Source organism: Peribacillus sp. NPDC097225, from assembly GCF_044761955.1.
GTDB lineage: Bacteria > Bacillota > Bacilli > Bacillales > DSM-1321 > Peribacillus.
Genome location: NZ_JBIWDJ010000015.1, coordinates 1 through 13,059, shown reverse-complemented (window position 1 = coordinate 13,059; position 13,059 = coordinate 1). Strand labels below are relative to the sequence as shown.

The 13,059-nt window shown below is 40.9% G+C and carries 13 protein-coding genes, 1 tRNA gene, 1 rRNA gene, 1 other RNA gene and 1 other annotated feature; of the genes, 4 read left to right on the top strand and 12 right to left on the bottom strand.

Going from position 1 to position 13,059, the window contains the following annotated elements; translation table 11 throughout:
- Positions 1–366: 366 nt before the first annotated feature.
- From ACIQXH_RS20200 to tadA, 7 genes are all read right to left on the bottom strand, one after another.
- Positions 367–636 carry a pro-sigmaK processing inhibitor BofA family protein gene (locus ACIQXH_RS20200; RefSeq protein ID WP_402876139.1) on the bottom strand — a complete coding sequence of 90 codons (270 nt, stop codon included), beginning with the start codon at positions 634–636 and terminating at the stop codon, positions 367–369.
- Positions 637–738: 102 nt separating this feature from the next.
- A complete protein-coding gene (locus ACIQXH_RS20195; RefSeq protein WP_402959830.1) occupies positions 739–957 on the bottom strand; it encodes a YaaL family protein in 219 nt (72 codons plus the stop codon).
- 20 nt (positions 958–977) lie between these two features.
- Positions 978–1,574 (bottom strand): recombination mediator RecR, encoded by a 597-nt coding sequence (recR, locus tag ACIQXH_RS20190; RefSeq protein ID WP_402876135.1) that lies wholly within the window; start codon positions 1,572–1,574, stop codon positions 978–980.
- Between the two features lie 60 nt (positions 1,575–1,634).
- Positions 1,635–1,952, bottom strand: coding sequence for a YbaB/EbfC family nucleoid-associated protein (locus tag ACIQXH_RS20185; protein WP_402876141.1), 318 nt, complete (start codon positions 1,950–1,952; stop codon positions 1,635–1,637).
- A 21-nt stretch (positions 1,953–1,973) separates the two neighbouring features.
- Complete coding sequence (gene dnaX / locus ACIQXH_RS20180; protein ID WP_403125402.1) at positions 1,974–3,662, bottom strand: DNA polymerase III subunit gamma/tau; 1,689 nt, start codon at positions 3,660–3,662, stop codon at positions 1,974–1,976.
- 163 nt (positions 3,663–3,825) lie between these two features.
- Positions 3,826–4,090, bottom strand: an RNA gene (ffs, locus tag ACIQXH_RS20175) — signal recognition particle sRNA large type.
- A 142-nt stretch (positions 4,091–4,232) separates the two neighbouring features.
- Positions 4,233–4,739, bottom strand: a complete 507-nt coding sequence (tadA, locus tag ACIQXH_RS20170; RefSeq protein WP_402992101.1) for a tRNA adenosine(34) deaminase TadA — start codon at positions 4,737–4,739, stop codon at positions 4,233–4,235.
- Positions 4,740–4,876: 137 nt separating this feature from the next.
- On the opposite strand from tadA, the gene ACIQXH_RS20165 reads away from it, so the two are divergent.
- The 3 genes from ACIQXH_RS20165 (at position 4,877) to ACIQXH_RS20155 (ending at position 6,887) form a co-directional block, all read left to right on the top strand.
- Positions 4,877–5,425 carry a cysteine hydrolase family protein gene (locus tag ACIQXH_RS20165; protein ID WP_402959835.1) on the top strand — a complete coding sequence of 183 codons (549 nt, stop codon included), beginning with the start codon at positions 4,877–4,879 and terminating at the stop codon, positions 5,423–5,425.
- A gap of 153 nt (positions 5,426–5,578) precedes the next feature.
- The gene (locus tag ACIQXH_RS20160) at positions 5,579–6,229 is read left to right on the top strand and encodes a deoxynucleoside kinase (RefSeq protein WP_402959836.1); all 651 of its coding nucleotides are present in this window, start codon (positions 5,579–5,581) and stop codon (positions 6,227–6,229) included.
- Complete coding sequence (locus ACIQXH_RS20155) at positions 6,216–6,887, top strand: deoxynucleoside kinase (RefSeq protein WP_402876127.1); 672 nt, start codon at positions 6,216–6,218, stop codon at positions 6,885–6,887. The genes ACIQXH_RS20160 and ACIQXH_RS20155 overlap by 14 nt, the downstream gene beginning before the upstream one ends.
- 121 nt (positions 6,888–7,008) lie before the next feature.
- Here ACIQXH_RS20155 and ACIQXH_RS20150 read toward each other — a convergent pair.
- The 4 genes from ACIQXH_RS20150 to guaB form a co-directional block, all read right to left on the bottom strand.
- Positions 7,009–7,101: transfer RNA gene (locus ACIQXH_RS20150), tRNA-Ser, on the bottom strand.
- A gap of 129 nt (positions 7,102–7,230) precedes the next feature.
- Positions 7,231–8,511: a serine--tRNA ligase gene (gene serS / locus ACIQXH_RS20145; protein WP_402876126.1), complete on the bottom strand. Its 1,281-nt coding sequence runs from the start codon at positions 8,509–8,511 to the stop codon at positions 7,231–7,233.
- 62 nt (positions 8,512–8,573) lie between these two features.
- Positions 8,574–8,801 (bottom strand) — a binding site (T-box leader).
- A gap of 67 nt (positions 8,802–8,868) precedes the next feature.
- The gene (locus ACIQXH_RS20140) at positions 8,869–10,185 is read right to left on the bottom strand and encodes a D-alanyl-D-alanine carboxypeptidase family protein (protein ID WP_403125398.1); all 1,317 of its coding nucleotides are present in this window, start codon (positions 10,183–10,185) and stop codon (positions 8,869–8,871) included.
- Positions 10,186–10,358: 173 nt separating this feature from the next.
- Complete coding sequence (gene guaB, locus ACIQXH_RS20135; protein WP_402876122.1) at positions 10,359–11,822, bottom strand: IMP dehydrogenase; 1,464 nt, start codon at positions 11,820–11,822, stop codon at positions 10,359–10,361.
- 112 nt (positions 11,823–11,934) lie between these two features.
- Between guaB and ACIQXH_RS20130 the strand changes: the two genes are divergently transcribed.
- Positions 11,935–12,900, top strand: a complete 966-nt coding sequence (locus tag ACIQXH_RS20130) for a YaaC family protein (protein WP_403125394.1) — start codon at positions 11,935–11,937, stop codon at positions 12,898–12,900.
- A gap of 89 nt (positions 12,901–12,989) precedes the next feature.
- On the opposite strand, the gene rrf is transcribed toward ACIQXH_RS20130, so the two are convergent.
- Positions 12,990–13,059, bottom strand: a 5S ribosomal RNA gene (gene rrf, locus ACIQXH_RS20465); the annotation flags it as partial.

The following is a 13,059-nucleotide window of genomic DNA, read 5'->3' as shown; positions in this document are numbered from 1 at the left end:
AAATGTTTGACTTGCTCATTTTGCTTTTTTTATAGTGTGTGCTCACTCAAAATTTACGTTGGCGCTTTGTTTTGTTCAGTTTTCAAAGAGCAATTATTCAATCACTTACCTCGTAAGCGACTTTATTATCTTACCACGCATCCAAGCTCTTGTCAACATTTATTTATGTTGTTTTGTTGATTGAATGTTTATTAATTTGTTTGTCATTGTTGCGACTCCTAATATATTATCAGGTTGTTTTATTTTCGTCAATAGATATTTTACTATTTTATAAAAAATACATGGCTTGCCTCCACTTTCGTTAAATCAATAGAAGCTTCAAGGAGTTTTCCTTGAAGCTTCTTTCAACACCTTCCGCTTTCACTTCTATACTATCCAGTATCCGATAGCCGCTAGAGCAGCAACTCCCGGTATCCCAAGCAGTCCAGCAACCGCAGAGGTCACTAAATTGATCGGGACATGAATACCCGCTTGATTACCCAGCATATTAAGGAAGAATAAAAAAGCTGCCCCAATGATGACTTTTATAATGCCTTGTCCTATAAATCGAATGGGTTTCAATGGTGCTCCTATAATTAAAAGAACAAGAATCAAACCGCCAATTACAGCCACAAAAACAATTGGTTCCAATCTCATACCTCCCCACAAGCTTGTATTACACTTATATGTTGGATGATATAGATAAAGAACCGGCCCAAAAAAATGGTTATAAAGGAAACCCCTTATAACCACGGTCTATCATCTTTGTATGCGTACATTTCTTCTTTTCACTTCTCTAAATAAGTAGAAATACTTCACTTCCGCTAACCTCGTTTGTGCGATTACTTCTACAGATGGGTCTACACTTTTTTCAAGTAAGGATTTTTGGTTATGCCAATTCCTTTTCAACTGTTCAAGTTCCCCTATCAACGCCTCATTATATTCGTTTCGAAGCTGTTTTTTTTTACGAAAGAACACGCGGAGTCCTCCAAGCTATCTTATATTTCTCTTCTTCCTTCTATTGCTTTTGATAGAGTCACTTCATCTGCATACTCCAAGTCCCCTCCAACCGGAAGTCCGTGAGCAATCCGCGTCACTTTAATTCCCGATGGTTTAAGCAACCGGGAAATGTACATGGCCGTCGCTTCTCCTTCGATATTAGGATTCGTGGCCAATATGACCTCCTGTACCGTTTCATCTTGAAGTCGCTTCAATAAATCAGGAATATTTATATCTTCCGGACCAATACCGTCCATTGGCGAAATACTGCCATGCAATACATGATACAGGCCATTGAATTCCCTCATCTTTTCCATGGCTATGACATCCTTAGGGTCCTGCACGACACATATCAAGTCCCTATCTCTTCTTTGATCCTCGCAAATATAGCAAGGATCCTGATCCGTTATGTGCCCGCATACTGTACAGTACATGAGATTTCGCTTTGCATTCACCAACGCTTTCGCAAAATCCAAAACAGTATCTTCTTTCATGCTCAGTACATGAAAGGCTAATCGAGCCGCAGTTTTCGGCCCTATCCCCGGCAATTTCATAAAGCTATCAATAAGCTTGGAAATCGGTTCTGGATAATGCATCAAATTCCTCCTAAAATTTCAAAAGAAACCCCCTTGAAAGGAAGTTTCTTTTAAACTTGCTTAAAACATGCCTGGAAGGTTCATTCCCTTGGTGAATTGTCCCATCGTTTGGCTTGTTAGTTCTTCTGCCTTTTTCAAAGCATCATTGGTAGCAGCCAACACTAGATCTTGCAGCATATCGATATCATCCGGGTCAACGACTTCCGGTTTGATAATGACATCTACGATTTCCTTATGTCCGGTTACAATAACCGTTACCATTCCGCCACCAGCTGTTCCTTCAATCTTCTTTTCACCTAACTCTTCTTGTGCCTCTGCCATTTTCTTTTGCATTTTTTGCATTTGTTTCATCATATTTTGCATATTACCGCCACGCATACCCATTTTTCCTACCTCCAATTATTCTTTAATTTCGAGCAAATCATCTCCGACTAACTTTCTTGCTTCGGCTATGAAAGGGTCTTCTTCTTTTGATTCCGTTTCTTCTGGGCCTTCAAACTGTTGTGTTGAAATAAAATCCTCCCGCAACTTCTGCCACTGACTCTCCGGAACTCCGGCTATCTCCATACGATGACCAGTTAATTGCTGCATGATAGAGGCGATCACTTCTATGAAACGGTTATTTTCCATCGCCATTTGGCAATGAATATCATATTTGAATTTTACCACAAAAGCTTCCGTAGACGCAGCAACAGGTTCCGCTTCCGTCAACAGAGCCGCGAGTGACTTTTGGTTTTGCTGCCCTAACTGTTCAAGCACTTCCCCCCATTTACTCTTTACACCCTGTAAATTAGGTTTCGTGGCTTGCTTCAATACTTGGTTTATCTTTCCCGTCGGCGCCTTGTAAGCCTTTTTCATCGACCGTTGGGGTTTTGCCTGTTCCGCCGGTTTTTCAGAAACAACGGCAGCAACTCCATTTTGCTGTAAATCCATCATTTGTTTTTCCAACGCTTCTATCTTTTGAAGCAATTGTTGGACCTTCCCGTTATCCATTTCATTAGGCTTTTGCTCATTACATAGCTTCACCAGGGAAACTTCCAGGAATATACGGGGATGGTTCGTCCACCTCATATCTTGTTGCGTTTGGTTGAAACTTTCAATAATCGAATAGATCGATTTAGAAGGGATCACTTCTGCCAACTCCTTGAATTGCGGGTCAATCAACACCCTTTCAAAGGATTCTGCAAGAGATGGGGCAGCCTGGAACAGAAGCATGTCACGGAAATAATAAATCATATCTTCAATGAAGCGGGCTGGGTCTTTTCCCATAGCCAATAATTCATCAAGGACTTCAAGAGCCACGGCAACTTCCTTATCGTATATCGCTTTCGCCAATCTACTTAAGAACGATTGAGACACGGAGCCCGTTACCGTTAAAGCATCTTCCACCGATACCGTTTCGGAACTGAATGAAATGGCCTGGTCAAGTAGACTAAGCGCATCACGCATCCCGCCCTCGGCTGCTCTGGCAATGATGTGAAGAGCCTGCTCATCACAGGAAATCCCACTCTCGGCGATGATTTGTGACATCCGTCCGACAATGTCCTGTGGTTGTATTCTTTTAAAATCAAATCGCTGACAGCGGGAAATGATCGTTAATGGAATTTTATGAGGTTCAGTCGTCGCCAATATAAAAATGACGTGCTTTGGTGGTTCTTCCAATGTTTTTAATAAGGCATTAAACGCCCCCTGCGAAAGCATGTGTACCTCATCAATAATATAAACTTTATATGTAACCGCATTCGGTGCATATTTGACCTTATCACGAATGTCACGGATTTCTTCGACGCCATTATTGGATGCTGCATCTATTTCAATAACATCTGATATGGAGCCATCGGTGATTCCGCGGCAAGTAGCACATTCGTTACAGGGTTCACTTGTAGGCGCATGTTCGCAGTTAACTGCTTTTGCAAGTATTTTGGCCGCACTCGTTTTCCCTGTCCCACGCGGTCCCGAGAATAAATAGGCATGGGAAACTTTTTGCCCGACAAGAGCATTCTGCAACGTTTTCGTCACATGCCCCTGTCCAACAACATCAATGAACTGTTGTGGCCGCCACACTCGGTATAATGCCTGATACCCCACGGAAATCCCTCCTTATTTTCTCCATCATTTCTATTATACCGTACTGGTTTCCTTAATTTCAAAATCCATTAAAGAAAAATGCTCCGATGAACCGAATTACCTTCTTAACGCGCAAAAAAACCCACCCTTTACGAATGAGTTTTTTGATTATGTAAAATAACTGCCGTGCACCTTCCGTCGATTAGCAACCATAAGCGTTACTTAAGCAGTTAGCTCAGCCCAGGCAACCCTGCGGCACATGAGAACTTCCACTTAATGCTGCTTCCTTCCGGACCTGACATGGTTCATGGAGACCCATTGCGCAGGACCCGGGCGTCAACACCACTTACTTAAGGCAGACCCTACAGAATGCTAACCTCGAGAAGGAATTCAACCTCGCTAGAGCGGATTGCGAGTACAGGGCACCGCTACCTCCCCGTCTAGCACGGCAAATGTGAGACCAATATTCATAGCGTCACTACGACGCATATCTTATTATACTAAGGTTATAAAAAAAACGCAAGTGTTGGGCATGGAATGGCAATGCTCCATTTTTTAGGGGGTGAAAAACTGACTCTTAGTTTCACGTCATTAATTTTCTGTTACCTGGCTTTCTTCCCTTTTCTTTTGCTTCAGCGCTTTCTTTCGATTCCTCAGTTGTTTAAAGAAAGCTGTTAAAATCCCGCCACACTCTTCTTCGAGCACACCGCTCGTAACCTCACATTGATGATTGAACCGCTGATCTTGAAGTAAGTCCATAAAGGTTCCCGCACAGCCTGCTTTTGGATCATGGGCACCAAATACGACCCGTTTCACCCTTGACTGCAGAATTGCGCCAGCACACATCGGGCACGGCTCCAGTGTGACATAAAGCGTCGCCTCTTCAAGTCTCCAACTACCAAGTTCCACACACGCTTCATTGATGGCAAGCAGCTCCGCATGGGCTATCGCGTTTTGGTCGGTTTCCCGTAAATTGTGACCTCTCGCAACGATCCGGTCTTCTATAACTATTACGGCCCCGATTGGTACTTCATTCAGTTGACGCGCTTTCTCGGCTTCACCCAAGGCTACATTCATATAATATATATCATCTTTCATGAAAAAACCCCCTTTTACTAAGTAGGAGTAAATAGACAAATATAAGACAAAATAAAGGTCAACTACTTATTCTAATGAATAGTACCGTAAGCAGCTACCTGTCGCAAGTAATTTTGCATACTTAAGGAGGATACTACATGAACCGACCTGATTCCCCTTCAATCGCCCTACTGATTATCGATATGATCAATGACTTTAATTTCGATAATGGTGATATGCTCCTTCAACATACTAAAGCTATCATGAAACCGATAATAGAATTAAAAAGATATATGAAAGAAAATGGCTATCCAATCATTTATATTAACGATCACTATAAGTTATGGCAGGCCGATTACAATAAAATCATCGAGACCTGCAAAAATGAAAGAAATGCTAATCTAATAGAAAGAATCAAACCAGAGCAAGATGAGTTCTTCTTAATCAAACCGAAGCATTCCGCTTTTTATGGAACGGCGCTGAACACGCTTCTCCATCAACTTCATGTAAAACGTTTGATCCTCACAGGGATTGCCGGTAACATCTGTGTCCTTTTCACAGCCAACGATGCTTATATGAGAGAATATGAATTATGGGTTCCTGAAGATTGTATCGCTTCTGCCTCAAAGGATGATAACTATTATGCACTGACCATGATGAACCACGTCCTTAAAGCTTCTACAAAGAAAAGTTCATTGGATTTTTGAGTATTTTCCTTCGTGCTTACCAGTCATTCTCTACAATTTGGAACCAACAAAATACCACAGAATCCTCCCAGTTGTGTTACAATATCTTTTGGCTGAAAAACATAACAAACTGGAAGTTTCAGTCCGATACCTCATTGAAGGAGGACAGAATGGATGAAAACCATCCCATTTATCACTGTCGAAGGACCAATTGGTGTGGGAAAAACATCACTTGCAAAAGTAATTTCTGATCACTTCAACATTTCTTTATTGAAAGAAATCGTTGATGAAAATCCATTTCTCGGGAAATTTTACGATAATATCGATGAGTGGAGCTTTCAAACAGAGATGTTTTTTCTATGTAACCGTTATAAGCAATTAGAAGATATCGAAACCAAGTTTCTCACCAATGAACAAGCCGTGGTGGCTGATTATCATATATTCAAGAATTTGATTTTTGCAGAACGAACGTTAAAGGACGAACAGTACAATAAATACATTGAAATATTTAATATTTTAACTCGAGACATGCCGAAGCCAAATATGGTCATTTATTTGAATGCTAGTTTAGACACACTCTTAACTCGAATTAGCAAAAGAGGGCGTGAATTCGAAAAAAATATCAGTCCTAGTTACCTACAACAGCTATCCTCAGATTATCAAATATTCATGGAAACGTTCGAGCAAAAGCACCCAGACATACCCGTCCTCACATTTAATGGGGATGATTTAGACTTCGTCGGGAACAAGAACGATCTAAATATGATGATTAACCAAATAGAGAATGCCCTGCAAAAAGGAGTAGTACCACATGAACTTGCGTAAAAAGTATAATATCCCGAACAATGCTGTCATTACAATAGCCGGTACGGTTGGCGTAGGTAAATCGACGATGACGAACGCCTTGGCGGATGCCCTGCAATTCAGGACATCTTTTGAAAAGGTGGATGCCAACCCTTATCTTGATAAATTCTATGATGATTTTGATCGTTGGAGTTTCCACCTGCAAATCTATTTCCTCGCTGAACGGTTTAAAGAGCAGAAAAAGATTTTCGAGTATGGCGGCGGCTTCATTCAGGACCGATCCATTTATGAAGATACGGGGATTTTTGCGAAAATGCACTATGAAAAAGGCACGATGAATGAAGTGGACTACGAAACGTATACCAGCCTGTTCAACGCCATGGTGCTGACACCTTACTTCCCCCACCCCGATTTGGTCATCTATCTTGAGGGTTCAATCGATGATATCCTTAATCGAATCCAAGTACGTGGACGTCCGATGGAACAGCATACACCGATTGAATATTGGCAGGAAATGCACAATCGTTACGAGGAATGGATCAATCAATTCAATGCCTGTCCGGTCCTTCGTTTAAACATTAATGAATATGATCTTATGCATGATGAAGCTAGCATCGAACCTCTTATAAAACGGATTGCTGAATACATGGAACAAACCCGTTTACTACGTAATAAATAAATAAAAACCATTGGCATTGGTGCCAATGGTTTTTATGTTATATCAGAAAACAAAAATCCCGTTACATTTCTGTAACGGGACAACGATATCCAATTTATGCGCTGTGGTTATTAATAAGTTATGGAGGAGGTAGAGGGATTCGAACCCCCGCGGGATTTGACTCCCCTGTCGGTTTTCAAGACCGATCCCTTCAGCCGAACTTGGGTATACCTCCGTATCAACATTTATTATATTACACCGATTCACAAAAGAAGTCAAGCACTCTTAGAACACTTTTTTAAAATAATTATTAGTGGACCAGATTACCCTTTTCGGGGTCTGGTCCACATTATGATTTTAAACATTATTTTGGCTTGATGACTTCCGCACCACGCATATACGGGCGTAATACTTCAGGGATGATGACCGTGCCGTCTTCCTGTTGATAGTTTTCCAAAAGAGCGGCTACTGTCCGTCCAATGGCAAGACCCGATCCATTCAATGTATGAACGTGTTCCGGTTTGCCTTTCGCCTCACGACGGAATCGGATATTGGCCCGTCTAGCCTGGAATGCCTCAAAGTTACTGCATGATGAGATTTCCCGGTAGGTTCCATAGCTTGGAATCCATACTTCAAGGTCATATTTTTTAGCGGCAGTAAATCCAAGGTCACCCGTACACATACTCAGGACTCGGTAAGGCAATCCAAGTAATTGAAGAACTTTCTCGGCATGACCTGTAAGCTTTTCTAATTCTGCGTATGAATCTTCCGGCTTCACGAATTTAACTAATTCCACTTTGTTGAATTGATGCTGGCGAATTAACCCGCGTGTATCCCGGCCTGCAGAACCTGCTTCTGAACGGAAAGATGCACTATATGCCGCATAGCTGATTGGCAGATCATCGGCACTCAAGATTTCATCACGATGGAAGTTGGTAACCGGTACTTCCGCAGTAGGAATCAAGAAATAATCCTCGCTTTCAATTCTGAATGCGTCTTCCTCGAACTTAGGCAGCTGTCCTGTACCTGTCATGCTTGCACGATTGACCATATAAGGAGGCAGCATTTCCTCATATCCATGTTCTTCGACATGTAAATCCAGCATAAAGCTAATCAATGCACGTTCCAAACGGGCACCAAGACCTCTATAAAAGACAAAACGACTACCCGTCACTTTCGCAGCTCTTTCGAAGTCCAGTATTCCTAGATCACCAGCCACATCCCAATGGGGCTTAGGTTCGAATGTGAATTCCGGCAATTCACCCCATTTGCGAATTTCCACGTTATCGTCTTCCGTTTCTCCTACTGGAACACTTTCATGTGGAATATTCGGTATAGAAAGGAGCAACTTCTCTAATTGCGCTTCTACTTCACGTAGTTCTTCGTCATACCCCTTTATTTGATCGCCAACCTGACGCATCTCCGTAATCAGTTGGTCTGCATCTTTCTTCTCCCGTTTTAAAACCGCTACCTGTTGAGATACTTCATTTCGTTTACTTTTTAACTTTTCTGTATCCGCAATTAAAGACCGGCGTTTAACGTCCAGTTCCTCGAATTTACCCAAATCGGTCAAATCTTCTCCCCTGAATTGCAAAACATTCTTTAACTCTTCAAAGTTATTTCTTACGTATTTCAAGTCCAACATTACATTTCCTCCTTATTTACTGATGATTTTACTCGAGAACGCAAAAAACTCCCGTCCCCTGAAGAAGGGACGAGAGTTAACCCGCGTTGCCACCCTAGTTAAAGGTGTACGAAAAAACACCTTCCACTTATCACGATAACGGCTTTTAGCCGAAAGTAATTACTAACCTAGTAAAGGCGTTCCATACTTTACTCCAGGAGGGATTCATAAGACTCTCACACCGATTTGCACCAGCCACCGGCTCTCTTAAGAAAGAAGCACTTATTACTTTTTCCTGTCATGGTTTTCTCGAAATCAAATTGTTTTCCATAATGTACTATAATTTTACACATTACGCAACCATTTTATACACGAAAATTAAAACCAGCCTTTAACCGTAGAGGCTACACTGCTCCATACATCACCGAAGAATCCACCGATTGCGCGCATTGATAATACGAACCAGTTAGCTTTATCAACAGTTTCAGCAGCCACTAAATCGACTTTCGCTGTATCACTGTTAATAAATCCATAATCTTCACCCTGCTTAGGAGTTACAGCGATATAACCCAGCTTCTCCCCTTTTTTGATTGGGGCTGTTAACTTACCATCTTTATTCAACTTGCTTTTATCAACTACAACTTTAGTATTATATTGATCTTTTTCGCCGTTTTCGACTAGCATTTCAATCGCTTTCTTAGATTGAACTTTAATGCTGTCTTCCTTCCCTTTCACGACAGCCAGGCTCTTGTTACCTTTTACTTCGTAATTAGCAGGAAGGACTTTTTCTTTTTTAAATGTACTGTATGCATAATTCATCAGCTTAGTGCTATCGGCAAAACGTTCGTTTTTAGTAGTGGATTTCATCACTACGGTTATATAACGCTGCCCATCTCGGATGACTGTGCCCGTATGAGCGTAACCAGCGTAGTCTGTAGAACCTGTTTTAAGTCCATCTACACCCTCATATTCAAAAATTAGACCAGGTAACATCCAGTTGAAATTAGAATACTCTTTTCCATCTCGGAACTTCAGCTTAGAAATACTGGCATAATCTAATACTTCCGGATAGTCGTTAATTAGACGATAAGCAAGAAGTGCCGTATCCTTAGCCGTCATGACGTTCTCTTCATCAGCCTTACCAGTAGGGTATTCCCCTAAAAGATCCGAGTTATTTAAACCACTCGCGTTAACGAATTTATAATGCTTCAGTCCTAATTTACCAGCTTTTTCATTCATCAATTTCACGAAATTCTTTTCGCTGCCAGAAATTAGCTGCGCAAGAGCTACTGTTGCAGCATTTCCTGAATAGACAGCCATAGCTTGGTATAGTTCCTTAACTGTATAATCTTCTCCTTCAGTTAAGCCAATATTCGACAAGTTCGGTGCCTTTGAAAGATCGTGAACATACTTATTTATTTTAACCTTTTGATCCCAAGTGATTTTCCCATTTTTAATCGCTTCCATGATGATATACTCTGTCATCATTTTTGACATAGAAGCAATGCCTAAAACTTTATCGGCATTTTTTTCGTAGACGATTTGCCCTGTTACTCCATCAATGATGATGGCAGCCTCTGCCTTTAAGCCTAAATCAGTTTCAGCTTGAGCCTTCTGTGGTTGATAGGCAAATTGTGACATAACAAGAACAAAGACAAAAGTGAAAACGAGAGTAATCTTGCTGATTTTTTTCAATTTCCAATACCTCCAACTATTAAGCTTATCTCTATAGAATACAAAGAATTCTATGTAATCCCCTTGACACTTTGTCTAGTTTATCACAGAAAAAATAAAAAAAATAGACAGAGTAATCGAAGACCCTGTCTATTTTTACAATAAATTTTTATGACAATCATATGTTAATTTGATTACATAGAGTAATTGGGAGCTTCTTTGGTAATTTGTACATCATGTGGATGACTTTCTCTTAATCCAGCACCCGTCATCTTAACAAACTGAGCATTATCTCTCAACTCTTCTAATGAACCAGTTCCGCAATAACCCATACCGGACCGGATTCCACCAATTAACTGATAGATGGTTTCTGATAGTGGCCCTTTATAAGGAAGTCTGCCTTCAATTCCTTCTGGCACGAATTTCTTATTATCTTCTTGGAAATACCGATCTTTAGAACCCTTTTCCATAGCAGCAACGGAACCCATTCCCCGATATACTTTGAAACGGCGTCCTTGGAAAATTTCCGTTTCTCCAGGGCTCTCAGTTGTTCCGGCTAACATGCTACCTAGCATAACGGCATGACCACCTGCAGCAAGTGCCTTGACGATATCGCCCGAGTATTTAATTCCTCCATCTGCGATAATCGTTTTACCATGCTTTCTTGCTTCTGTAGCACAATCGTAAACAGCGGTGATTTGTGGGACACCCACACCGGCAACCACCCGAGTAGTACAAATTGAACCTGGTCCGATCCCCACTTTAACAACATCGGCTCCTGCCTCGATTAAAGCTTTCGTTCCTTCGGCAGTTGCAACGTTTCCTGCGATGATTGTTAAATTAGGATAAGCCTCACGGATATCTTTTACTACGTTAAGGACCCCAGCAGAGTGACCATGTGCCGTATCTAGTACAATAGCATCTACTTGAGACTTCACTAGCATTTCTACACGTTTCATTGTGTCTTTGGTTACTCCCACCGCTGCACCTGCAAGTAGTCTACCTTGCTTATCTTTAGCGGAATTAGGAAACTCGATGACTTTTTCAATATCTTTAATTGTAATAAGGCCCTTTAATACGCCTTGATCATTTACAAGAGGTAGTTTTTCAATTTTATACTTTTGAAGAATCTTTTCAGCTTGTTCCAAGTTTGTTCCAACCGGGGCCGTCACAAGATTCTCCACAGTCATTACACTGGAAATTTTCAAGGAGAAATCGGAAATAAATCGCAAGTCACGGTTTGTAATGATACCAACGAGCTTTTGTTCCTCTTCATTATTAACGACAGGAACACCTGAGATCCGGTATTTACCCATTAAATGCTCTGCGTCAAACACTTGATGATCGGGCGTCAAGAAAAATGGATCCGTAATGACACCACTTTCTGACCGTTTTACTTTATCAACCAGTTCAGCTTGAGCCTCAATCGACATATTTTTATGAATGATACCTAATCCACCTTGACGGGCCATCGCAATTGCCATTTCAGCTTCTGTTACGGTATCCATTCCTGCACTGATGATAGGAAGGTTAAGCCTTAAATTTTCTGCTAGATTGACCTGAAGATTAACATCTTTCGGTAAAACCTCTGATTTTGCCGGTATTAATAGGACATCATCAAAAGTTAAACCCTCTTTTGCAAATTTATTTTCCCACATTTTTTTCCCCTCCTACTTAAAAATATTATTTGTAGGTTATCAATTGGTTATACTACTGTCAAGATAAGAATGAAATGTTTGATTATTCTATTAATTAAAAGGAGTACTCATTATGCCTGAAAACAATGATAATTTCGATAAATTCACCCCCTTTTTTTCGGCTACTTCTTCTCAACTTTTTTTACAAAAACGTTATACCCAAGGAAAAATAGAAGATGCCGAAAAAAAAAGTTATGAAAACTGTTACCCATTCATTTACTATATTGAGCACTCTAAAATCTACTATAACCAATCAGCCAAAGCACCTCTTTGCATACAACCAATATTATCCTTTTATGGGTTTACCCATTTATTAAAAGCCTGCCTCCTTACCGTTAATCCTAACTATCCGGAGTCTACCTCTTTACTTGCCCATGGAGTCACGACAAGGAAAAGAAAAAAACAGCAATATGATTTTTTAAAGGATGAAGTAAAAACACAGAAAAATGGACTTTTCACTTCGGTTGCCGAAAACTTATTCCATATTAAACATTTGGAAGGGGAGAAGTTTTCGATGGAATCCTTATTGGCAGAAATTCCTGAATTGCAATCGATTGCGTGGACCCATTCCAAAACAAATTTCATCACGCCCGTTTATATCCATGATGGTTTTGAGCTACCTTCTTCTATACTCGATAGCTACCAAATGACGGCCGACCGTTTCTTCGAATTCATGAAGGGTAAAACGAAAGAAGTAACTGACTTGAAAGAGATGAAGGGGAAGCTATCATTAAAAGTAGATGGGCCACTCGGCATGAATGGGCCCTCTCCTATGCGATTCAATATGGAGGCTGAACTTTTTATGCTATCAATCAATAAGAATTCACCGGCTTTTTCACTACCTGAACTCCTGATTCATTATTTAATCTCATACAACCTTAGTATAATAGCTCGTTATGAAACAGAATGGTGGGCAGAACTCCTGAAAACGATGCCGAATGATGATTACCCCTCTATTGTACAGTTCCTTAAAATAAGCCAAGCCAAGATACCTTTGTTAGTCTTCGAATGGCTTAAACCTGGAAGTCTTGGTCGGTGAAATTCCTGATAGATCATTAGTCACTAGGGGTATACACCCCTTTTTTGCACACAAAAAAAGGCCAAGCCTAATGGCTGACCTTCGAAATGGCTTGGCGGCGTCCTACTCTCACAGGGGGAAACCCCCAACTACCATCGGCGCTGAAGAGCTTAACTGCCG

Coding starts and splice junctions, on each gene's coding strand:
- ACIQXH_RS20185 (WP_402876141.1), bottom strand. CDS start 1,952: ATGCGTGGCGGTAATATGCAAAATATGATGAAACAAATGCAAAAAATG.
- ACIQXH_RS20200 (WP_402876139.1), bottom strand. CDS start 636: ATGAGATTGGAACCAATTGTTTTTGTGGCTGTAATTGGCGGTTTGATT.
- serS (WP_402876126.1), bottom strand. CDS start 8,511: ATGTTGGACTTGAAATACGTAAGAAATAACTTTGAAGAGTTAAAGAAT.
- tadA (WP_402992101.1), bottom strand. CDS start 4,739: ATGAAAGATGATATATATTATATGAATGTAGCCTTGGGTGAAGCCGAG.
- ACIQXH_RS20160 (WP_402959836.1), top strand. CDS start 5,579: ATGAAAACCATCCCATTTATCACTGTCGAAGGACCAATTGGTGTGGGA.
- recR (WP_402876135.1), bottom strand. CDS start 1,574: ATGCATTATCCAGAACCGATTTCCAAGCTTATTGATAGCTTTATGAAA.
- ACIQXH_RS20130 (WP_403125394.1), top strand. CDS start 11,935: ATGCCTGAAAACAATGATAATTTCGATAAATTCACCCCCTTTTTTTCG.
- guaB (WP_402876122.1), bottom strand. CDS start 11,822: ATGTGGGAAAATAAATTTGCAAAAGAGGGTTTAACTTTTGATGATGTC.
- ACIQXH_RS20165 (WP_402959835.1), top strand. CDS start 4,877: ATGAACCGACCTGATTCCCCTTCAATCGCCCTACTGATTATCGATATG.
- ACIQXH_RS20155 (WP_402876127.1), top strand. CDS start 6,216: ATGAACTTGCGTAAAAAGTATAATATCCCGAACAATGCTGTCATTACA.